The sequence below is a fragment of the Paenarthrobacter nitroguajacolicus genome (genome assembly GCF_007786235.1).
In the GTDB taxonomy this organism is placed as follows: Bacteria; Actinomycetota; Actinomycetes; order Actinomycetales; family Micrococcaceae; genus Arthrobacter; species Arthrobacter nitroguajacolicus_A.
Genome location: NZ_VNFK01000023.1, coordinates 13,633 through 35,772, shown reverse-complemented (window position 1 = coordinate 35,772; position 22,140 = coordinate 13,633). Strand labels below are relative to the sequence as shown.

General features: G+C 63.8%; 19 protein-coding genes. 14 read left to right on the top strand and 5 right to left on the bottom strand.

The window, feature by feature from the left end; genetic code table 11:
- Window positions 1-98: 98 nt before the first annotated feature.
- The 5 genes from topA to proC all read left to right on the top strand — a co-directional run bounded on the left by topA (window position 99) and on the right by proC (window position 6,493).
- Window positions 99-2,822 carry a type I DNA topoisomerase gene (gene topA / locus FQP90_RS21005; protein ID WP_144653006.1) on the top strand — a complete coding sequence of 908 codons (2,724 nt, stop codon included), beginning with the start codon at window positions 99-101 and terminating at the stop codon, window positions 2,820-2,822.
- A 66-nt stretch (window positions 2,823-2,888) separates the two neighbouring features.
- Window positions 2,889-3,323 (top strand): SseB family protein, encoded by a 435-nt coding sequence (locus FQP90_RS21000; RefSeq protein WP_144653005.1) that lies wholly within the window; start codon window positions 2,889-2,891, stop codon window positions 3,321-3,323.
- Window positions 3,324-3,400: 77 nt separating this feature from the next.
- Complete coding sequence (locus FQP90_RS20995; protein WP_144653004.1) at window positions 3,401-4,516, top strand: Ppx/GppA phosphatase family protein; 1,116 nt, start codon at window positions 3,401-3,403, stop codon at window positions 4,514-4,516.
- Between the two features lies 1 nt (window position 4,517).
- Window positions 4,518-5,351 carry a sugar phosphate isomerase/epimerase family protein gene (locus FQP90_RS20990; RefSeq protein WP_144653003.1) on the top strand — a complete coding sequence of 278 codons (834 nt, stop codon included), beginning with the start codon at window positions 4,518-4,520 and terminating at the stop codon, window positions 5,349-5,351.
- 311 nt (window positions 5,352-5,662) lie between these two features.
- Window positions 5,663-6,493, top strand: a complete 831-nt coding sequence (gene proC / locus FQP90_RS20985) for a pyrroline-5-carboxylate reductase (RefSeq protein WP_144653002.1) — start codon at window positions 5,663-5,665, stop codon at window positions 6,491-6,493.
- Window positions 6,494-6,502: 9 nt separating this feature from the next.
- On the opposite strand, the gene FQP90_RS20980 is transcribed toward proC, so the two are convergent.
- Complete coding sequence (locus FQP90_RS20980) at window positions 6,503-7,141, bottom strand: potassium channel family protein (RefSeq protein ID WP_011775951.1); 639 nt, start codon at window positions 7,139-7,141, stop codon at window positions 6,503-6,505.
- Window positions 7,142-7,181: 40 nt separating this feature from the next.
- Window positions 7,182-8,615, bottom strand: coding sequence for a TrkH family potassium uptake protein (locus FQP90_RS20975; protein WP_144653001.1), 1,434 nt, complete (start codon window positions 8,613-8,615; stop codon window positions 7,182-7,184).
- A 102-nt stretch (window positions 8,616-8,717) separates the two neighbouring features.
- Here FQP90_RS20975 and FQP90_RS20970 point away from each other — a divergent pair, with 102 nt between their 5' ends.
- Entirely contained in the window at window positions 8,718-9,944 is a 1,227-nt protein-coding gene (locus FQP90_RS20970) for an acetoin utilization protein AcuC (protein WP_144653000.1), read from the top strand.
- A gap of 48 nt (window positions 9,945-9,992) precedes the next feature.
- Here FQP90_RS20970 and FQP90_RS20965 read toward each other — a convergent pair whose 3' ends face one another.
- On the bottom strand, window positions 9,993-10,469 hold the full coding sequence (locus FQP90_RS20965; protein ID WP_144652999.1) for a hypothetical protein: 477 nt from the start codon (window positions 10,467-10,469) through the stop codon (window positions 9,993-9,995).
- 155 nt (window positions 10,470-10,624) lie between these two features.
- On the opposite strand from FQP90_RS20965, the gene FQP90_RS20960 reads away from it, so the two are divergent.
- The gene (locus FQP90_RS20960; protein ID WP_144652998.1) at window positions 10,625-11,176 is read left to right on the top strand and encodes an ArsR/SmtB family transcription factor; all 552 of its coding nucleotides are present in this window, start codon (window positions 10,625-10,627) and stop codon (window positions 11,174-11,176) included.
- 207 nt (window positions 11,177-11,383) lie between these two features.
- Window positions 11,384-12,721, top strand: coding sequence for an NADP-specific glutamate dehydrogenase (gene gdhA, locus FQP90_RS20955; RefSeq protein ID WP_144652997.1), 1,338 nt, complete (start codon window positions 11,384-11,386; stop codon window positions 12,719-12,721).
- Between the two features lie 73 nt (window positions 12,722-12,794).
- On the opposite strand, the gene FQP90_RS20950 is transcribed toward gdhA, so the two are convergent.
- Window positions 12,795-14,126: an alpha-hydroxy acid oxidase gene (locus FQP90_RS20950; protein ID WP_144652996.1), complete on the bottom strand. Its 1,332-nt coding sequence runs from the start codon at window positions 14,124-14,126 to the stop codon at window positions 12,795-12,797.
- 90 nt (window positions 14,127-14,216) lie between these two features.
- Between FQP90_RS20950 and FQP90_RS20945 the strand changes: the two genes are divergently transcribed.
- Window positions 14,217-14,915, top strand: a complete 699-nt coding sequence (locus FQP90_RS20945) for a FadR/GntR family transcriptional regulator (protein ID WP_144652995.1) — start codon at window positions 14,217-14,219, stop codon at window positions 14,913-14,915.
- A gap of 41 nt (window positions 14,916-14,956) precedes the next feature.
- Here FQP90_RS20945 and FQP90_RS20940 read toward each other — a convergent pair whose 3' ends face one another.
- Window positions 14,957-15,988, bottom strand: coding sequence for a LacI family DNA-binding transcriptional regulator (locus FQP90_RS20940; protein WP_144652994.1), 1,032 nt, complete (start codon window positions 15,986-15,988; stop codon window positions 14,957-14,959).
- A 188-nt stretch (window positions 15,989-16,176) separates the two neighbouring features.
- Here FQP90_RS20940 and FQP90_RS20935 point away from each other — a divergent pair, with 188 nt between their 5' ends.
- The 5 genes from FQP90_RS20935 to FQP90_RS20915 are packed head-to-tail and all read left to right on the top strand — an operon-like array spanning window position 16,177 to window position 22,085.
- Window positions 16,177-17,589 (top strand): Gfo/Idh/MocA family protein, encoded by a 1,413-nt coding sequence (locus tag FQP90_RS20935; RefSeq protein ID WP_144653032.1) that lies wholly within the window; start codon window positions 16,177-16,179, stop codon window positions 17,587-17,589.
- Between the two features lie 30 nt (window positions 17,590-17,619).
- Window positions 17,620-18,618 carry an NAD-dependent epimerase/dehydratase family protein gene (locus tag FQP90_RS20930; protein ID WP_144652993.1) on the top strand — a complete coding sequence of 333 codons (999 nt, stop codon included), beginning with the start codon at window positions 17,620-17,622 and terminating at the stop codon, window positions 18,616-18,618.
- Window positions 18,615-19,520, top strand: a complete 906-nt coding sequence (locus FQP90_RS20925; RefSeq protein ID WP_144652992.1) for a 5-dehydro-4-deoxyglucarate dehydratase — start codon at window positions 18,615-18,617, stop codon at window positions 19,518-19,520. The genes FQP90_RS20930 and FQP90_RS20925 overlap by 4 nt, the downstream gene beginning before the upstream one ends.
- Window positions 19,520-20,653, top strand: coding sequence for a mandelate racemase/muconate lactonizing enzyme family protein (locus tag FQP90_RS20920; protein WP_144652991.1), 1,134 nt, complete (start codon window positions 19,520-19,522; stop codon window positions 20,651-20,653). The genes FQP90_RS20925 and FQP90_RS20920 overlap by 1 nt, the downstream gene beginning before the upstream one ends.
- Window positions 20,634-22,085, top strand: coding sequence for an aldehyde dehydrogenase (NADP(+)) (locus tag FQP90_RS20915; RefSeq protein WP_144652990.1), 1,452 nt, complete (start codon window positions 20,634-20,636; stop codon window positions 22,083-22,085). Before FQP90_RS20920 ends, FQP90_RS20915 begins: the two co-directional genes overlap by 20 nt.
- The last annotated feature ends 55 nt before the right edge of the window (window positions 22,086-22,140 follow it).

Sequence of the window (22,140 nt, the reverse complement as noted above, 5' to 3'; positions counted from 1 at the left end):
TCCTGGTTTCCGCACCACAACGCAGGATTCTGCAAACTATGGTGAACTAGGCCAATATGGGCAGCAGCCCAAATACACATTTTTTCTGTAGGAGCACCGTGCCCAGCAAGGCAAAAACCGGCAAGAAACTCGTGATCGTGGAGTCTCCCGCCAAGAGCAAGACCATCGCCAAGTATCTTGGCGAGGGCTTCATCGTCGAGGCTTCGATCGGCCACATCCGGGATCTCCCGCAGCCCTCGGACCTCCCTGCCGAACTGAAGAAGACCTCGCTGGGCAAGTTCGCAGTAGATGTCGAAAACGACTTCAAGCCGTACTACGTTGTTTCCCCGGACAAGAAGAAAAAGGTTGCCGAGCTCAAGGCACAGCTGAAAGACGCTGATGCGCTCTATCTCGCAACCGATGGGGACCGCGAAGGCGAGGCCATCGCGTGGCACCTCCTGGAGGTCCTGAAGCCCAAGGTTCCCGTTTACCGCATGACCTTCGGTGAAATCACCAAGGAAGCCATCCACCGCGCCATGGACAACCTGCGCGACGTTGATACCGCCTTGGTGGATGCCCAGGAGACGCGCCGCATCCTGGACCGCCTTTACGGCTATGAAATCTCCCCCGTCCTGTGGCGCAAGGTAGCCCGCGGACTCTCAGCGGGCCGTGTGCAGTCCGTGGTCACTCGCATGGTGGTTGACCGCGAACGTGAACGCATGGCTTTCCGGGCAGCGTCCTACTGGGACCTGACAGGCCAGTTCGGTGCAGGCTCAGGCTCGTTCAAAGCCAAGCTCGCCGCTGTGGATGGCGCCAAGGTTGCCAGCGGCCGCGATTTCAACGACAACGGCCAGCTCACCTCCTCCAACGTGGTTCACCTCAACGAGGAACTGGCGACGTCGTTGGCCGCCGGCCTGGAGAACGCTGATTTCCGCGTCCGCTCGGTAGATACCAAGCCTTACACGCGCCGCCCCGCAGCGCCGTTCACCACGTCCACCCTGCAGCAGGAAGCCGGCCGTAAGCTCCGCTTCTCGTCGAAGAGCACCATGCAGGTTGCCCAGCGCCTGTATGAAAACGGCTACATCACTTATATGCGTACCGACTCATCGGCGTTGAGCGACGAGGCCCTCACAGCATCCCGCCGTCAGGCCGCTGAACTCTATGGTCCCGAGTATGTGCCCCAGAGCCCACGCGTCTACGCCAACAAGGCTGCCAACGCCCAGGAAGCCCACGAAGCCATCCGTCCTGCTGGTGACTCTTTCCGGACCCCGGCTCAGGTTGCCAAGCAACTGAGCGGCGACGAGTTCCGACTCTACGAGCTCATCTGGAAGCGTACGGTCGCTTCCCAGATGGCTGACGCAAAGGGTTCTACTGCCACTATCCGCCTCGGTGCAGTGGCCGCTGACGGACGCGACGCCGAGTTCTCGGCTTCCGGTACGGTCATCACCTTCCCCGGCTTCCTTGCAGCCTATGAAGAGGGCAAGGACGAGAGCCGTGGGGACGACGAATCCGACGAAGCCCGTCGCCTTCCGAACGTTGCCAAGGATGATTCCCTCACGGCTTCGGACATCGTGGCCGTCGGCCACGAAACGTCGCCGCCGCCGCGCTACACGGAAGCGTCGCTGACCGCTGAGTTGGAAAAGCGGGGCATCGGCCGTCCGTCCACCTACGCGTCCACCATTTCCACCATCCAGGACCGTGGCTATGTCCGTAAGCAGGGCTCCGCTTTGGTTCCCAGCTGGATCGCATTCTCTGTTATCCGCCTCTTGGAGCAGCACTTCACCGACTACGTGGACTACGAGTTCACCGCAGATATGGAAGGTGACCTGGACAAGATCGCCAACGGCCAGGCCGTCGGTGCCGCCTGGCTCAAGCACTTCTACTACGGTGAAGACGCAGACCCCGGCCTGCTGAGCATCGTCAACAACCTCGGCGAAATCGATGCCCGGGAGATCAACTCCGTGCCCATTGCCGAGGGCATCACGCTGCGTGTCGGAAAGTTCGGCCCGTACCTTGAAAGCTCCATTCCCACAGTGGACGAGAAGACCGGCGAGGTGGTTGAGTCCGCACGGGCCAACGTCCCCGAGGAACTTGCCCCGGACGAGCTCACGGCTGCGAAGGCCAAGGAACTCATGGAGACCGCAGCCCCCGAGGAGCGGGTGTTGGGTACTGATCCGCACACGGGCCACACGGTTGTCGCCAAGAACGGCCGCTACGGTGCCTACGTCACCGAGATCATCCCGGAGATGACCGAGGAACAGTTGGCCAACCAGCCGGTGGAGTACTACAAGAACGGCAAGCCCAAGCCGCCGAAGAAGCCTGTAAAAGCCAAGCCGCGAACGGGTTCGCTGTTCAAGTCCATGACCGTGGATACAGTAACCCTGGACGAGGCCCTGCAACTGATGAGCTTGCCCCGGGTCCTCGGCGAGGATGCGGACGGCAACCCCATCACCGTGCAGAATGGTCGCTTTGGGCCGTACCTGAAAAAGGGTACGGACTCCCGGTCCATCGGATCCGAAGAGGAAATCTTCACCATCACGCTGGAACAGGCCCTGGAGATCTACTCGCAGCCCAAGCAGCGCGGCGCACGTGCCTCGGTCCCGCCGCTGGCAGAGTTCGGCCCGGACCCTGTCTCGGAGAAGAACATCGTGGTGAAGGAAGGCCGTTTCGGCCCGTACATCACCGACGGCGTCACCAACATTACGGTCCCGCGTTCCACCTCGCTGGAGGAACTGACTCGGGAACGCGCCGTCGAACTTTTGGCGGAAAAGCGCGCCAAGGGGCCGGTCAAGCGGACCACTACCCGCAAGGCCCCGGCGCGGAAGACCGCAGCCAAGAAGTAGCATCAATGCCGGCCGGGATTGCTTTCGTGAATTGCGTCCCGGCCTGCATCGTGGTCGAGTAGAACCATGACTGAACAGACGGTTTCTCCGGACAACGAACCTTTGAACGACCTCGAAGCGAAGCTCGCTTTGGCCGAACAGCCGGACGCGAACCCGGTGGACGTCATCCTCGCCTTCCTGAACAACGAGGTTTACCTTGTCAGCTCTGAAGCTGTGGACGGCCCTGATTCCTCCGTGGAGCCGTTGGTGCTCTCGAATGCCGACGGCCAGCCTGTCCTGGCGGTTTTCAGCCACCCAAGCCGCGTGGATGAGCGTTTCCTCGAAGCGGCCCCGCACGTCCTGGGCACCATGGGTTCAGCGATCCTCGGCAACATTGGGGATGAACTGGGCATGGTGATCAATCCCGGAAGCGAGTTCGGCTTCGAAATCGACCCTGAAGGCATTGCCAACATCCGCCGCGACTTCAAAAGGGCCGACGAAGCCGGAGAGCCCGTCGAATAACGGGCGGGTGCAATCCAGTCGGCGAAACCTGGCTTACAAGTTGCTTCACGGGCTTCGGTTCGGGGAATAATGGCAGAATGCGTCTTGGCGTTCTCGACATCGGGTCCAATACCGTCCATCTCCTGCTGGTGGATGCTCATCCCGGCGCGCGCCCGGTAGCTTTCGCTTCCCATAAGCGCCCGCTCTCGCTGGTGCAATACCTGGACGACGATGGCAACATCAACGACGCCGGGCAACACGAGCTCATTGAATTCGTGCTGGAAGCTTGGGAGTTCGCCGCCAGGCACAAAGCGGAGGATCTCCTCGCATTCTGTACCTCGGCCATCCGCGAGGCCACCAACGGTCCGGAGGTTTTGGCAAGGGTCAAACATGAAACCACTGTGACCCTCCAGGAACTCACTGGCAGCGAAGAAGCCTCCATGACCTTCTTCGCGGTCCGGCGCTGGTATGGGTGGGGCGCAGGGCCCATCCTGGACTTGGACATCGGAGGCGGTTCCTTCGAAATGGCCTACGGAACGGATGAGCTCCCGGAGCTTGCCACGTCCGTCCCGCTCGGTGCCAGCCGCCTCACACGGGACTGGCTCCACGACGACCCTCCTACTGCCAAGAGCGTGAAGGAACTACGACGCTACATTCGCTCCACCCTGAAACCCGTGGTCCGCAACTTCCACGAACTTGGCCGTGCAAACCTGGTGGCCGGGACGTCCAAGACGTTCCGTTCACTGGCTCGAATCGCCGGTGCCGCACCGAGCGCTGCGGGACCTTACGTGAAGCGGGAACTGCACGCGGCGGACCTTGGCCTGTGGGCTCAACGTATCTCCGCCATGACGGTGGAAGACAGGTTGTACCTTCCCGGCGTCTCGGATGCCCGCGCCCGCCAGTTGTTGGCTGGTGCCCTGGTTGCCGAGGCTGCTTTGGAACTCTTTGAATTCCCCAAAATGGAGATTTGTCCCTGGGCACTCCGCGAAGGCCTGATCCTTCGCCGCCTTGACCAGTTGGTCTTCGAGGAAGCTCTTGATCCTGCGCCCCATGTGGGCAAGCGCAAGAAGGACAAGTCCAAGAAGAAAGCAGCCAAGGAAGCGGCCAAGTCTACGGACAGTGACGAGGCCCGGCCCATAACTGAAGAATTCCCTGTCCCTGTAATTTCCCCTTCACCCATCCCGGCCCCAGTGGCAGGCGGGCTGGCCTCCTGAGATGAGCAACGACGTCGATCCTGAAGTGAATGACCGCCAGATTCCAGTGGCGCTGTCCAGCGCCTCCGTCTACCCCCTGAGCGTCCATGACGCCTTCGCCGTGGCTCAGGACTTGGGCTACGAGGGCGTTGAGGTGATGGTCACCAACAATGCGGTGAGCCAGAATCCTGACGCCCTGATTCAGCTCAGCCACCGGTACCACCAGAAGATTGTTTCCATCCATGCCCCCACGCTGCTGTTGACGCAGCAGGTGTGGGGGACTGCGTGGAGCAAGATTGAGAAGTCCTGCCAGATGGCCGCTGAGGTGGACTGTGACACAGTCGTGGTGCACCCGCCTTTCCGCTGGCAGTCGAACTATGCCGAGAACTTCGTAGAGGGCGTTCGCGAAATGGCAGCGACCTACCAAGTTCGTATCGCTGTGGAGAACATGTACCCATGGCGCGTCCGTGGGCGGGAGGCGTTGGCTTACCTGCCGCACTGGGACCCGCTGGGACAGGATTACGACGACGTCACGTGGGACTTCTCGCACGCCGCCACTGCGGGGGCCAACAGTTTGGAAGCCATCACGGCGTTGGGCAGCAAGCTCCGGCACGTCCACCTCACTGACGGGTCGGGTTCGGGCAAGGACGAGCACCTGGTTCCGGGCACCGGGACACAGCAGTGCGCCGATGCCCTGCAGCATTTGGCGTCCAGTGGCTTTGACGGTGTGGTGGTGGCGGAGATTTCCACCCGCAAGGCAAAGGTAGCGGGGGAGCGCGAGGAAATGCTGGCCGAAACCCTGCGCTTCGCGCGGCAGCACCTCAGCATCCCGTTGGTCCGCAGCGGAGACAACTAACGGCGTCGAGCCTCTGACCGCGGCTGTCGCCCTGCTACGGGGCGGCAGCTGCGGTGTTTAACGGGTGTATGCCAGGCTTAAATGCGAAAGCACCGGCGGCCGAATCGGGAAATGGGGGAAAACCCGCCCGGCCACCGGTGCTGCTGGCGGACATCCCCATGCCCGCCTCATCACTCGCACCCTCAATGAGGTAATAACTACGTTAGGCACCCTGCATGGGTGCTGCCTGCAATAACCTTGGGAACTTGCTGGGAATCCTGATATTCGGAATCCGTTAGACCCCGTCCGAGACCAACTGCAATGATGGAGCCATGAGCAACCGAATCGCATTCCTTGGCTGTGGATCCATGAACGAGGCAATCCTGGGTGGCCTTCTCGCCGCAGGGACGGACCCGTCCGACATCGTCGCCACTGTCCGGCGTGCGGAACGTGCAGACGAGCTGGCGCAGCGCCATCACGTCATGGCTATCGCGGGCGAGGAGGAGCCAGACAACAACAAGTTGGCCACCAAAGGCTCCGGGATGGTCATCCTGGGCGTGAAGCCAGTGGGCATCACGGACCTTGCCCGGGAAATCAGCCCGGCCCTGGCAAAGGACACCATCGTGGTCAGCGTTGCTGCGGCTGTGTCGATCGCTCAGCTGGAAGCTGCCCTGCCGGAGGGGCAACCGGTGATCCGCACCATGCCCAACACGCCCGCACGGCTGGGACGGGGCGTCGTTTCTGTCTCGCCCGGCACCCATTGCACGCCGGATCAGCTCGAAAAAGCCAAGAAGGCGCTTGCCGGCGCCGGCACCATAGTTGAGATCCCCGAAGAGCAGGTGGATGCCCTGTCCGCCATCAGCGGCTCCGGCCCGGCCTACGCGTTCTATCTGGCCGAGGCGATGGCCGCTGCTGGTGTCGAGCTCGGCCTGGATGCGGAGCTGTCCGTCATGCTGGCCCGCGAAACCGTGGCGGGCGCCGGCTTCATGCTGGCCGAGCCGGGCGCCAACCCCACTGACCTCCGCGTCGCCGTCACCAGCCCCAACGGAACCACCGAGCGCGCCATCGCGGCCTTTGACGATGGCGGGATCCCCAAGATCATTGCCGATGGAGCCCGCGCCGCCGCAGCCCGCGCGGCGGAAATCACCAAGCAGCTGGGCTAAGGCCCAACCCTAAGGTCGCGCTGCGAAGCGCTCCAGCAGGTCCACGTGTCCGGACACGATCAACATGTCGTGGCCGGACACTTTGGTTTCCGGCCTGGCGTACGTGAAGTCCTCGCCGGGTGTCTTCACGCCCACGATCGTCACGCCGTACTTGGAACGCACTTTGGACTCTTCCAACGTGAAGCCGACGGTTTCCTTGGGCGGGTACATCTTGACGATGGCGTAGTCGTCGTCGAACTCGATAAAGTCGAGCATCCGGCCGGACACGAGGTGGGCTGCCCGGACACCGGCGTCGGCCTCGGGGTAGATCACATGGTTGGCGCCGATCCTGGTGAGGATCTTGCCGTGGGAGGGCGTGATGGCCTTGACCCACAGGTGCTGGATGCCCAGGTCCACCAGGTTCACCGTGATGAGCACGGACGATTCGATGGACGTACCCACGCCGACTACGGCAGAGCTGAACTCCTGGGCGCCAAGCTGGCGCAAGGCGTCGATGTTGGTGGCGTCAGCCTCCACCACATGGGTCAGCACGGGCGCCCACTTCTGGACGAGGGTGCGGTCGCGTTCGATGGCCAGGACTTCACGGCCCTGCTTCACCAGTTGCTCGGCGGTAGCGGAACCGAAACGGCCCAGGCCAATGACCAGCACTGGCGCGTTGTGGGCGGGGCGGTTGGCGGCCCCCGTGGTACTAGCCAATGATTGGCCTCTCTTCCGGGTAGTGGTATAGCTGGCTGCGTTGGCGCAGTGCCAGGCCGGCAGCCAAGGTTACGGTGCCGACGCGGCCGGCGAACATCAGTGCGGTAAGGACATAAACGCCCGACGGCGGCAGCTCGGCACTGAGGTTGGTGCTCAGTCCCACGGTGGCGAAGGCGGAAATGGATTCGAAGAGCACCCGGTCCAGGGAAGCGCCGCTGATGGAGAGCAGCAGGAACGCGGCCACGGACACCAGGGTGGCGCCCGCGACGATCACGGAGATAGCCACGCGCATGGTGCCCTGGGGAATGGTGCGACCGTAGACTTTGACGTCCGCGTCGCCTCGGGCTTCGGCCATGATGGCGAGGAACATGACGGCAATGGTGGTCACTTTGATGCCGCCCGCGGTGGAGGCGGAGCCACCCCCGGCGAACATGAGGGCGTCAGTGAGAAGCATGGTGGTGGATTCCATATGGTTTTGGTCCACCAGGTTGAAGCCGCCGGAACGTGTCATGACGGAGGCGAAGAGCGAGTGGGTGATCTTGTCACCCAGATCCATTTGCCCGATGGTGCGCACATTGTCCCACTCCATCAGACCCCAGAGCACCGTGCCTGCCGCGAGGAGGATGAAGGAGACCTGGATGGTGAGCTTGGTGTGGAGATTCCACTTCTTCCAGTTGAGCCCGTTTTGCTGGAGCACCATCACCACGGGGAAGCCCAGGCTGCCGAGGAAGACCCCCAGCATGAGCGGAATCAGAATCCAGAGGTCGGTCTCGTAGGGGACGATTCCGTCGGAGTGCGGAGTGAAACCGGCGTTGTTGAAAGCGGAAATGGAGTAGAACACGCCATGCCACACGGACTGCCAAAAGTCTTCGCCGAGGATCATGAAGCGCGGAATCAGTGCCAGTGCCAGCACCGCCTCAATGACCACCGAGGTCACGATGACGATCCGCAGCAGGGTACCAACTTCGCCGAGCCGGCCCGCGTTGTTCATGGCTTCCTGGGCGATGAGCTTGCCGCGCACGCCCAGGCGCTTGCTGACCATGAGGGCCAGCAGGGAGGCGAGCGTCAAGGTGCCAAGGCCGCCAACGAAAATGCCCACCAGGATGACGAGCTGACCGAAAAAGGTCCAGTGGGTGGCGGTGGATACCACCGTCAATCCGGTAACGCACACGCTGGAGACAGCAGTGAACATGGCCTGGTGCAGGGGAGTGACCGTACCGGCCGTGGAGGCGGCGGGGAGGGACAACAACCCGGTGAACACCAGGATCACCACCGCGAAGACGGTCAACGCCAAACGCGCCGGTGAGGTGTTGGCAATGTTGTCGATGAAGTCGCGTACGCGGGTGAAGATCCAGAGACCTTCCCGCTCCTGCTGGTTGGGTTGCCAGTTGGTCGGGCTCGTGGACCGCGACTGGCTTTGAGACATGGCGCTCTTCCTCGGTTGAACAAGCTTTCTTGAGTAGTAAACCACTATTCCCGCGGTGTAACCGGGCGAACGGGTCCTCCGGCCTCAGGTAGCCTGTTCTGGATGAACTCCAGGCTTGGAACCACAGCTTCCAGCATTACGCGCTCCGCACTGCCAACGACGGTGGTGTGGGATCCAGCCATGACTGCCTACAACTTTGGGCCTGGTCATCCGATGGCGCCGCAGCGGCTCGAACTTACGGCCCGGCTGGCTGAATCATTGGGATTGTTCGAGCACCGGCATGTGGCGGTGGAAGCACCCGGTGTGGCAACCGACGTCGAGCTTTTCTCGGTCCACAGCCGCGAGTATGTGGAGGCTGTACGCCGCGTCAGTGAAGACCCGTCCTATCCCGAAGAAGATCGTGGCCTGGGCACGGAGGACGATCCTGCGTTTGCCGGAATGCACGAGGCCAGCGCCCGACTTGCCGGCGGCTCGCTTCTGGCGGCCGACAGCATCCTATCCGGGCACGCTGTTCGTGCCGTGAACTTCAGCGGTGGCATGCACCATGCAGCGCGGGAGCGGGCCAGTGGCTTCTGCGTATACAACGATGTCGCCATGGCCATCCAGCGGTTGCTCGACGGTGGTGTGCAGAGGATCGTCAGCATTGACGTCGATGCCCACCACGGCGATGGAACGCAGAGTATCTTCTGGAACGACCCCCGTGTCATGACCATCAGCCTGCATGAAACAGGCCTCACCCTTTTCCCCGGGACGGGTTTCGCCAATGAAACCGGAGGCCCGGACGCGCCCGGAACAGCAGTGAACGTGGCGCTCCCTACGTTCACGGGAGACGCGGCCTGGCTGCGGGCCTTCCATGCCGTGGTCCCTCAGCTCGTAGGCGCCTTCCAACCCGAAGTGATTGTCAGCCAGCACGGTTGTGATTCCCATCGTGACGATCCCCTGACGCACCTCAACCTGAGCGTCGACGGGCAGCGTGAGGCGGCGTCCGCCGTCGCAAGCCTTGCTGCCCGCTACTGTGACAACCGCTGGATCGCTACCGGGGGAGGCGGATACGACGTCACTGGCGTGGTTCCGCGTGCATGGAGCCACCTGATCGGGATGGTGACCCAACGCCCGGTGCCACTCAGCACCCCGGTGCCGGAAGCCTGGCGAACATACGTGAAGGAAACGTACGGTGTGTGGGCCCCGGAGACCATGGGCGACGACGTGGACGTCTGGTGGCGCTCCTGGGAGGTCGGCTACGATCCTGCGGACGAGGTGGACCGGACCGTCATCGCCACGCGCAAGGAGATTTTCCCGTTGTACGGGTTGGACCCCTGGTTCGACTGACGTCCCCGGGTTACGGCTCGGACCCCTGGTTCGACTGACGTCCCCGGGCTACGGCTCGGACTTCTCCGTCTGGAAGACCACCCCGGCGGCGCCGATGAGCCAGCCCAACAGGGACAACGCGAAAGCTCCGATGAGGTCCGTGGACGCTTGCCCTTTGAACAACCAGACCACCAGGACCAGCATGCCCATGGTCATGTAGACCATGATGGCGAAGATCACCCGGCCTGAGAGTTTCATGGCCACCTCCGCGGGACGGACCATGGGGTTGGGGTCGCCCGCCTTCTGGTTCTCGCTCTTGACCTCAGCGATGGTGAAACCCAGCGCCGACGCCGTCAACGAGCTGAGCGAAGTAGCGAGCACTCCCGCCGCGGTCACCAGGGCGCCGTTCAGTTCGGGCGCATCAGCCCCACCGGTGGGCACCCAGGTCCCTACGCGCACGAGCACGGTGGCCCACACCAACACGAATAGGGCGAGGAACACCGCCGCAATGATGTTGAAGATCTGTCGCCGAAAGAAGTCAGTCATAGCCACTCACCCCGCGCTATGGCGGCCGGGGCCTGGGGGCCCGGACGGACCGTGACTCTGTTGTAGCACCAGCGATGGGGAGGGTCAACGAATGCCCGCTGCATCACAACGAAATAGGGATGCCAATCGGCGTATATGTCGCTAGGGTGTAAGGCATGGTGACTGACGACGTATTTGCCGTCATAGCTGAGGCAACCAGGCGCGACATCCTGGTCTCCCTCCGCTCTGGGGATAAAGCAGTAGGCGAACTGGTGGAAGAACTGGCTGCAAGCCAGCCCACGATCTCCAAGCATTTGAAGGTGCTCCGCGAGGCTGATCTCGTCAGCATGCGCGCGCAGGGCCAGAAGCGCTTCTATGCGCTGAATCCCAAGCCGCTCGCCGGCGTCGCGAGTTGGTTGGAAACGTTCGACGTCGGACCGGCGGCGCCCGCCGTCGTCGCGCCTTCCTCGGAGGTGCCCGCTGCTGCTGTGGACGCCGCCCCTGCTGTCGCGGCGCCTGAGCCCCCGGCCACCACCCGTGCAGATGCCGTTGGTCAGGCAGTGAAGGTCCACGCAAGTGGAACGCCGGTGTCGTTGGACTTGGCGTCGGATGACACGGTTCCCCAGCAGATCGGCCGCACCGTGGGCCGCGCCGCTACCAAGGCTGCTGACCTTCTGGCCAACCTCCCGAACCTGCCAAATCTTCCCAAGTTCGGGCGGAAGCGGTAGCGGGCGCCAAGCTAACGTGACCTTCCTCACATTGTGAGTTCTTGTCAATCTCCTGTTTCCTTGTGTTTTCAACGATTTTCTACAGTTGTGTTAACTCCGCAGCCGGGGTCACATTCCCATCGGATGGAGATCCCATGTCCCGTGGTGCAACCATGAGCGGGACTAATCGTCTCGCCGCGGGTCGGCGCACTGAGGATAGGAACACGCATGGATTCAAGGCTCGAAGCTGTCCGGGACACCGTGTTGGCGCGGAACCCGGGGGAGAAGGAATTCCACCAGGCCGTCACTGAGGTCTTCGAAAGCCTTGGTCCCGTCCATGACCGCCACCCTGAGTTCCTTGAAGGGGCCGTCCTCGAGCGTCTCTGCGAACCCGAGCGCCAGATCATCTTCCGGGTCCCCTGGACGGACGATGCCGGCCGGGTCCACGTAAACCGCGGCTTCCGGGTGGAGTTCAACTCCGCCCTGGGCCCGTACAAGGGCGGACTCCGCTTCCACCCGTCCGTCTACCTGGGCATCGTGAAGTTCCTGGGCTTTGAGCAGATTTTCAAGAACGCCCTCACGGGCATGCCGATCGGCGGCGGCAAGGGCGGCTCGGACTTCGATCCCCGCGGGCGCTCAGACGCCGAAATCATGCGGTTCTGCCAGTCCTTCATGACGGAGCTATACCGTCACATCGGCGAATACACGGACGTGCCCGCTGGTGACATCGGCGTGGGCGGCCGCGAAATCGGCTACCTCTTCGGCCAGTACAAGCGCATCACCAACCGCTACGAATCCGGCGTCCTCACCGGAAAGGGCATCTCCTGGGGCGGCTCCCTGGTTCGCCCAGAGGCCACAGGCTACGGCACGGTGATCTTCGCCCAGGAAATGCTCAAGACCCGGGGTGCGTCCTTCGACGGCCAGCGTGTTGTGGTGTCCGGGTCGGGCAACGTCGCGATTCACGCCATCGCCAAGGCGCAGTCACTCGGCGCCACCGTGGTGGCCTGTTCCGACTCCGCCGGTTACATCGTGGACGAGGCGGGGATCGACGTCGCCCTTTTGAGCCAAATCAAGGAAGTGGAGCGCGGTCGCCTCACGGACTACGCCGCACGCAGGCCGGGCGCCAGCCATGTTGCCGGCGGTTCCGTATGGGATGTCACCGGGACCGTGGCCCTGCCGTGTGCCACCCAGAACGAGCTCGATGGCGATGCTGCCGCCAAACTGGTCAGCAACGGACTGATCGCCGTTGCCGAGGGCGCCAACATGCCCTCCACGCGTTCCGCCGTATCTGTGTTCCAGGAAGCCGGAATCCTGTTCGGCCCGGGCAAAGCGGCCAACGCCGGTGGTGTCGCTACGTCGGCGCTCGAAATGCAGCAGAATGCCAGCCGCGATTCGTGGTCCTTCGAGCACACCGAACAGCGCCTTACCGACATCATGGTGGGTATTCACGACCGCTGCGCGGCGACCGCTGATGAATATGGTGCGCCCGGCAACTACGTGGTGGGCGCCAACATCGGCGGCTTCGTCAAGGTTGCCGACGCCATGCTGGCGCAGGGCCTGATCTAGCCCCTCCCCAACCCAAAAGCAGAGGCCGTTTTGAGCATTCAAAACGGCCTCTGCTGCTATTTACTTGGGTGCTTTAGTGCTGCAGCAGCCGTACGTGGTCCGGGTTGAGGTCCGAGACCTTGCTGACGCCCAGGAGTGCCATGGTCCGTGTCATGTCCTTCTCAAGGATCTGGATGGTGCGGTCCACACCCTCGCGTCCGCCGGCCATCAGTCCGTAGAGGTAGGCGCGGCCGATCAGGGCGAAGTCGGCACCCAGTGCCAGCGCGGCCACGATGTCCGCACCGCTCATAATGCCGGTGTCCAGCATGACGGCTGCCTTGCTGTTGTCTGCCTTCAACGCCGAGGTAACCTCCGGCAGCAGGTGGAACGGGATGGGTGCACGGTCCAGTTGGCGGCCGCCATGGTTGGACAGGATGATTCCGTCGGCGCCGTGGTCCACTACCTTGCGGGCGTCTTCCACGGTCTGGATGCCCTTGACCACCAGCTTGCCCTTCCAGGTTTCGCGCAGCCAATCGAGGTCCTCGTAAGTGAGGGTGGGGTCGAACATGGAGTTGATGAGGTCCGCCACGGTCCCCGTGTAACGCGAGAGCGACGCGAACGTGAGGGGTTCGTGCGTGAGGAAGTTGAACCACCAGGCCGGGCGGTAGGAGGCATCCAGGACGGTCTTCAGCGTCAAGGCCGGCGGGATGGTCATGCCGTTGCGGACGTCGCGCAGGCGGGCACCTGCAACGGCCGTGTCCACGGTGACCATGAGGGTGTCGTTGCCGGCCTTGGCGGCGCGGTCGATCAGTTCGAGCGAGCGGTCGCGGTCCGTCCACAGGTACAGCTGGAACCAGTTGCGTCCGTGGGGAGCGGCGGTGGCGACGTCTTCGATGGATGCGGTGCCCATGGTGGACAGGGTGTAGGGAATGCCTGCGGCCTCAGCGGCTTGCGAGCCGGCGTATTCGCCCTCGGACTGCATCATGCGCGTGAAGCCGGTGGGTGCGATGCCGAAGGGGAGGCGTGATTCCTTGCCGAGAATGTCCGTGCGGAGATCGATCCGGGACACGTCGCGCAGGATGCCCGGGCGGAACTCGATGTCCTGGAAAGCCTGCCGTGCCCGGCGCAGCGTGATTTCTTCTTCGGCAGCGCCGTCGGTGTAGTCGAACGGAGCCTGCGGAGTGCGGCGCTTGGCGATGTCCCGCAGTTCCCAGATAGTGCTGGCGCGCTTGAGCCGCGCGGTCTTGCTGAACTCGGGTTTCTTGAACTGCATCAGCGGTGCCAGGTCCGCGACCTTGGGGACGCGACGCTTCAGTGCCGGAGGCTGCACGACGGCGGGACGCGGCTGGGGCGGGCGGGTCACGTTTTCGTCGCTGCCCGCATTGGCGGGTGCGGCCGTGATCTTGGGATCGAGGGTGTCGGTCATGCGGTTCTCCCTTGAATTCTGTGGTCTTACCACTGTGGTCTAACCACACTGTAATCCATGTGGTTGGACCACATCAACTAGTATTCCGTTATGCGTACCCACGAGTTGGTCCTGCAATGGATCGAGAAGCAACTGTCTGATGGAGATCTTGCCCTGGGCGGTCGGCTCCCCGGGGAACGCGCCATGGCCGAGCAGCTCCAAGTGTCCCGGACCTCCGTGCGGGAAGCCGTCAGGATCCTTGAGGCGATGGGGGTGGTCCGCGCCGGCGTGGGTTCGGGCAAGGATGCAGGAACGGTGGTTATCGCCGAGCCGGGGTCTGCGCTGGGCTCCACCCTCCGGCTGCATGTGGCAACGCGGCACCTCCCGGTGGCCGACATCGTGGAAACCCGCGTCCTGCTGGAGTCGTGGGCGGCGGAGCGGGCCAAGGTAGGCGTTCCGGAGCTGGAGGAAGCCGCGGAATTGCTGGATCAAATGGATGCTGCCGCGGATATCGACACTTTCCTGGCCTTGGACGCGCGGTTCCATGTGGCGCTCGCCCAAGCCGCAGGCAATACCGTGGTCAGTGCCATGATGGCCTCGCTGAGGGGTGCGATCGAGAACTACGCGGGCGAGCTGACCGGGAACCTTCCTGACTGGAACGCGACATCCACCAGGCTTCGGGCCGAACACCGCGCCATACTCGCCGCCGTCAACAGCAACGACGGCGCCGAAGCAGCTGAGCTTGTTGCCGCCCACATCCAAGGCTTCTACACGGAGGCCGGCGTCGGCTCAAACCCTCCGCCGAACTAACAGTTGATGACAATGTCCGCGCCGAACATTGTCATCAAGTGTCAGCTCGCGGGCCGGAGGGCCGGGGCGGCGGTGCTCTTGCGGATCTCCACCCGCGGTGAGAACTCGTCCTGGGCCTGGATCGATGCTTCGCCGGCCTGCTGAATCTGCTCCCGCATCCTGCGCCATGCCAGGCTACCGAGTTCATTGATGGGCACGGCTGCTGTAGTGAGCGGCGGCGTGGTGTATTTAGCAAACGGAATGTCGTCGAAGCCAGTCACGGAAATGTCCTCCGGCACACGGATTCCGCGCTCATGCAGGCCGCTGAGCAGGCCCATGGCCACGAGGTCGTTGAACGCCAGAATGCCTGTGGCGCCGCTGGCAATGATGGCCTCCGTGGATTCGTGGCCGGAGTCGAAGTTGGACCCGCCGTGGAGCAGCTCCAGTTCGATCTCCGGATGCTCCGCCCGGAATTGGTCCAGGCCCACCAACCGTTGGCGGTTGGACGCGCTGTGCTCGGGACCGGACAGGAAGACCAGGCGGCGGTGACCAAGGGAGACCAGGTGCTGCGCCAGCTCCTGGATGCCTTGCCCATAGTCGACGCTCAGGCTCGGGGTGTTGGTGGCAATCGTGGTGCGGTTGATGAGCACCAGGGGGTGCAGGGTGGGCGCCAGCTCCTCGAGTTCGGCGTCTGCCATGCGGGGAGCGCAGAGAACCACGCCGTCACAGCGACGACGAGCTTCGCCGGCCAGGATCGCTTCCTCGCTGGTGACTTCGGAGGAGTCCGCAATAAGGACCCGGTACCCGTCCTGGGCCGCTGCGATGCTGAGCCCGCGGAGGATGGCCTGGAACGTGGGGTTGGCCAGGTCCGGGACCACGATGCCGATGGTGTCGGTCTTGCCAAGCGCCAGGCTTCTGCCTACGGGGTTCGGTTGGTACTTCAGTTCCACCGCAGCGGCCCGGACCCGCGCGGCGATTCCCGGGTCCACGGCGGCGTTACCGTTCATGACGCGGGACACGGTGGCGTGCGAGACGCCAGCCTTCTCCGCGACGTCGGCAATGCCAACGCGCCTGTTGGTGTTCCTGCGTGCCATGTGGCCCCTTCCCATTGGTCGCCCTCCGCATGCTCCGTCGTTGGAGCAATGGTTGACGTGACCACCAGAGTCTTGATACAAAGCTTATAACGCTCTGAGAAAACGCTTTCTCATGATTCTTCCACATGAAGCCGGGCCGTCAAGCGGTTCACTCCTGCCTTTTGAAAGGGGCATACCCCATGGTCAACATGGTCAACGTAGACTCAGCCGAGACCCAGACCGCGTCAGCAGATACGGCAGCCCAGAAAGAAGGACACCAGCGCACCCGCATTGCCCTGATCGGCACCGGAGGACGCTCGGAGATGTACATCCGGGCCATCTACGGACAGCACGCGGATGTCGCCGAACTCATTGCCCTCTCGGACGTCAACCAGGGCCGGGTGGACTTCTACCAGGAGCTCATCAAGGAACTCGGCGGAACAGAGCCGGTGGCTTCCTTCGAGCCAGGCGAGCTCACCAGCTTCATCCAGGCCAATGACATCGAACGCGTCATCGTCACGACGCCCGACTACACCCACGCGGACTACATCGTCGAGGCGCTCGAGGCGGGTGCCGACGTCGTGGTTGAAAAGCCGCTAACCATCGATGTTGAGGGCTGCCGCCGCATCACCGAGGCGGTCGCAAAGACGGGCCGCAATGTTGTGGTCACGTTCAACTACCGCTACTCGCCGCGCAACAGCGCGCTCAAGGAAGTCATCCAAAACGGAGTGATCGGCAAGGTCACGTCCATTGACTTCAGCTGGGTGCTGGACACGGTGCATGGTGCTGACTACTTCCGTCGCTGGCACCGCGAAAAGAAGAATTCCGGTGGCTTGCTCATCCACAAGGCTTCGCACCACTTCGACCTCGTCAACTGGTGGATCAACGATGTTCCGGAACGCGTTTTCGCCTCAGGCGGCCTGCGCTTCTATGGCGACAAGAACGCTGCCGAGCGAGGGTTGGGCGCACGTCCTGAGCGTGGCACCGTTGACGGCCTTGAGCATGATCCGTTCCGCTTGGACATGCGCGAGGACGAGCGCTTGAAGGCGCTGTACTACGACAACGAAAAGTTTGACGGCTACATCCGCGACCAGGATGTCTTCACCGAGGGCATCACCATCGAGGACAACCTTGCCCTTGTGGTGGACTACCAGGGCGGACCCACCCTGAGCTACTCGCTGAACGCCCACAGCCCCTGGGAAGGCTACTGCGTCACCGTCAACGGCACTGAAGGCCGGGCGGAACTCGAAGTGGTGGAGCGCGCCGCCGTCGAGTCCAGCACCGACAAGAAGACCGTGGTTGACCCGAGCGCGACGCCCATCGAGGAAGAGGACGCCGTGCGCCGCAACGGCGAACGCCTGGTGGTCCAGCGCCATTGGGAAGCTGCCTACGAAGTCCCCATCATCAACGGCGAAGGTGGCCACGGTGGCGGCGACAACCTGCTGCTTTCGGACCTGTTCAACGGCCCCGGCGTCGACCCGCTGGGCCGCCCGTCCGGCTACATCGACGGACTCCGCTCAGTATCCGTGGGCATCGCCGGCAACCAGTCCCTGGACACTGATCTTCCCGTCCGCATCAGCGAACTTGGCCTCGGCGCCGATCTCAGCCGCGGCCAGTCCTGACCGGCTCACTACCCACGCAAGGAAAAGACCATGAGCAGGATTTTCGTCACCGGTGGTTCCGGCAGGCTCGGCCGCAGCGTTGTGGCCGGTCTCGCCGAAGCAGGCCACAAGGTGATTTCCGTCGACCGGGACGCCCTCCCGGCGGAGCAGCTGCCCGCTGGCGCCGAGCAATACACTGCAGACCTTCTGGCACCGGGTGAGGCAGAGCGCCTCATCCGGGAAACAGCGCCCGACGCCGTCATCCACCTCGCTGCTATTGCCGTACCTTTCAGCGCACCTGAGGACGTCATTTTCAGCACGAATACCCGGCTCGCCTTCGCGGTAGTCAGCGCGGCCACCGACTCCGGTGTGCCCAAGATCGTGACGGCAAGCAGTCCCACTGCCCTGGGCTACGGCTCACCGGCCGGGTGGCTGCCGCCGTCGTTCCCCCTTGACGAGCGGACGCCGCCCAAGCCGTGGAACGCCTATGCGCTGTCCAAACTGATTGCCGAGCAGACTGTGCAGATGTTCGCTGCGGCGCAGGGGGACAAAATCCGGTACGCGGCTTTCCGTCCGTGTTACGTGATTTCCCCTGAAGAATGGGAAGGCGCGCTGACGCAGCAAGGACACACAGTCCGCGAACGCCTGGATGACCCCGCCCTCTCTGCGCCAGCCCAGTTCAACTACGTGGATGCCCGCGATGTCGCCGACTTCCTGGACGTGCTCCTGGACAAAATGGACACCATCCCCAACGGTGAGGTGTTCTTCGTGGGCGCCAAGGATGCCCTGGCTACAGCGCCCTTGGCGGAATTGTTCCCACGCTTCCTGCCGGGCAGCGGCCCCCTGACCGAACACTTGACCGGCACCAGCCCGGCGTTCTCCATCGACAAAGCCCGCGACCTTCTGGGCTGGGAGCCGAAGCGCACCTGGCGCATCGAGCTCACCCCGCCCTACGAAGGCCCCGACACGGCAGCATCCGATCCAGCAGCACTCAACGACGAGAACCACGCCGGCCTGGTCCCGGCGGGAGCAACCAAGGAGAAACCATGAATTTCGACGGCGTACTGTTCTTCCCCGTCACTCCCTTCGCCGAAGACGGCTCGGTGGACGTACCCCTGCTCAAGGAGCACATCACGTCCCGGCTTCCGTTCGGTCCAGGCGGGGTCTTCCCCGCCTGTGGCACCGGCGAATTCCATGCCCTGTCCATCGACGAGATCCGCACCGTGGTGACCGCCGCCGTCGAGGCTGTCGCGGGAGCCGTTCCCGTGGTCTCCGGTGCCGGTGGCCCGCTGGGACACGCCATCGCCGCGGCCAAGGTGGCTGAGGAAGCCGGCGCCGACGCCCTCCTGGTGCTCCCGCCCTACCTGGTCACCGGCCCAACAGACGGTGTGGTGGCCTACGTTGAGGCCATCGCTGCGGCGAGCAGCCTGCCCGTGATCGTCTACCACCGCGGCACCGCCAAGTTCACCGCCGAAGCGATCACCCGCCTCACCGCCAACCCGAAGGTCGTTGGCTTCAAAGACGGCATCGGAGACGTGGGGTTGGCCCAGGAAATCGTGTCTGCCATCAACGCGAGCGGGCGCACGGACTTTGCGCTCTTCAATGGCCTCCTCACCGCCGAACTGACCCAGGGCGCCTATCGGGGCCTAGGTATCCCCCTCTACTCCTCGGCAGCGTTCGCCATGGCTCCCGAAATCGCCAAGGCCTACTACGACGCCTACATCTCCGGCGACGAAGAACGCCGTCACGCGCTGCTCGAGGGTTTCTATGCGCCGCTGGTCCGCCTGCGCGACCAGACCCCTGGCTTTGGCGTTTCCCTTATCAAGGCCGGCCTGAGGCTCGCGGGGTTGCCCGTTGGTCCGGTCCGCCCGCCATTGGTTGACCCCAGCGAGGAACAACTGCTGGAGCTCAAAGCCATCCTGGCCAAGGGCCACGAGCTGGCCGGTAGCTGATGCCCGCCCGCATTACGGGCCTCACCACCCGGCTGATCACGGTGCCGCTGCTGCGCAGCTGGGGTGCGGAGGCGCCGGAGAACCATGTGATCGTCACCGAGCTGACAACGGACGACGGCGGCAAGGGCCACGGCTTCTCGTGGACTCCCACCATCGGTCCCCAGGCGGTGAAGGCCCTCCTGGACCACGACATCGCTCCGTACATCCTGGGCTTGGAAGCGAACCCGGAGATGGTGTGGGACCAACTGTGGAAGCGGCTGCATGAGGCCGGCGGGGGAGGTCTCACCACCATCGCGATGGCCGGTGTTGACTTGGCGCTCTGGGACCTGAACGCGCGCCAGGCAGGCACCTCCGTCACGGGGCTCCTGGGCCAACGCCAGGAGTCCGTGGAAGTGTACGGTTCCGGCGTGAACCTGCACTACTCCTTGGAGCAACTCGTGGAGCAAGCCCAGCGATGGGTTGCCGCGGGACACAACGCGGTGAAGATCAAGGTGGGTAAGCCCGAGCTCAGGGAAGACGCCGAGCGCGTTGCCGCCGTGCGCCAGGTGATCGGCCCTGACCGGCTGCTCATGATCGACGCCAACCAGCGTTGGGACCTCGCCCACACGTTCCGTGCCTTGGATGTTTTGGGGGAGTACGGACTGGAGTGGCTGGAAGAACCGATTCGCGCCGACGACCTCTGGGCTTACCGCCGCTTGCGCAAGCACTCGCCGGTGCCCATTGCCCTGGGTGAGAACGTCCACACCATCTACCGCTTCCGCGACTTCATCGAAGCGGAAGCCGTGGACATCATCCAGCCCAACATCGTCCGGGTGGGCGGCATTACGCCGTTCCGCAGGATTGTTGAACTGGCCCGCGCCAACAGCATCAGGGTGGCCCCTCACCTGCTACCGGAGCTCTCCGGGCAGTTGGCGCTCACCCTGGCCGAAGCCGTAAGCGTGGAGGACGTGGAAGATGCCTCGTTCGCGCAACTTGGCATCCTGGCAGGACCTTCGCCGGTACGCATCGGCAACAGCAGGCTCAGCTCTGCAGGTCTTCCCGGAATCGGCTTCGAGTTCACTGGGGAACCATCACATCCGCAGGTGTCCGCTATTGAGAACAAAGGAAACCGCATTGAGTACAGCAACTCTTGACCTGACAGCCATCACGGCGGCCGCCACTGAAGCTGCGAAGGTGACCGCAGCAGCGTCCGACGCCGAACGCGCGGCCTGGCTGACCGCCGTCGCCGACGCTTTGGACGCGAACGTCACCGAGCTGGTAGCGATCGCAGACTCCGAAACGAGCCTCGGCACCGTCCGGCTGACGGGTGAGGTGGCGAGGACCAGCGGGCAGCTGCGGCTGTTCGCCAACGTCATCACTGAAGGCTCCTACCTGGAGGCCGTCATTGACCACGCTGACCCTGCGGCCACTCCGCCCAAGCCGGACCTGCGCCGCATTCTGCGTCCGATCGGCCCCGTGGCTGTGTTCTCGGCGTCGAACTTCCCGTTCGCCTTCTCCGTAGCGGGCGGCGACACCGCGTCTGCTTTGGCTGTTGGCTGCCCGGTGATTGTCAAAGCGCACTCCGGTCACCTCCGTTTGTCCGAGCGGACCGCCGAGATCGTCGCTGAGGCCTTGGCGAAGGCCGGAGCCCCGGACGGAATCTTTGCCTTGGTCAGCGGACGCGAGGCCGGCACGGCACTCGTCCAGGACCCGGCCATCAAGGCAGTCGGCTTCACCGGCTCCATCCCCGGTGGCCGCGCACTGTTCGATCTCGCTTCGTCCCGCCCGGAGCCGATCCCCTTCTACGGTGAGCTGGGCAGCTTGAACCCCGTGGTCATCACGGCAGACGCCCTGGCCGAGCGTGGACAGCAGCTCGCAGCAGGCCTCGCGGGCTCGTTCACGATGGGAGCCGGACAGTTCTGCACCAAGCCCGGGCTCGTCTTCATTCCGGCGGGAACGGACTTCGCGTCGCACCTCGCCGAGGCGAGCAAGGACAAGCCCACGGCCGCCATGCTCACCGAGCGCATCGCGGAAGCCTATCCGGACGGCCTGCGTAACGTCGCAGACCAGCCCGGTGTCGCCGTCGTGGCCGGCACGGTGGAGCAGGACAGCCTGGCCGACGGTGCCGCACCCGTGGTGTTCTCCACCAGCGCCGCCAATGTGCTGGAACGCCCGGAGGAGCTGCTGGAAGAGTGCTTCGGCCCCACCACGCTGCTGATCGAATACGCCAACCAGGAAGAACTGTCGGCGGCGCTCGCCAAGGTCCCGGGCAGCCTGACGGGCACGGTGCACGCACAGCCCGGCGAGGACGTCTCCGCGCTGGTGGAACAGCTCAGCACCTTGGCCGGCAGGGTACTGTTCGACGGCTGGCCCACAGGGGTTGCCGTGAACTGGGCCCAGCAGCACGGTGGTCCCTACCCGGCCACCACGTCGCTGTTCACGTCCGTGGGAGCAACCGCGGTACGCCGCTTCCAGCGCCCGGTGGCCTACCAGGACGCACCCGAGACCGTCCTGCACCCGGCCCTGCACGACGCCAACCCGCTGGGCATCCCGCGGCGCGTGGACGGGGTCCTGACGCTCGGCTAACGCAACCAACACGAAAGGGGCGGGGTCACCAGCACGGTGACCCCGCCCCTTTCGT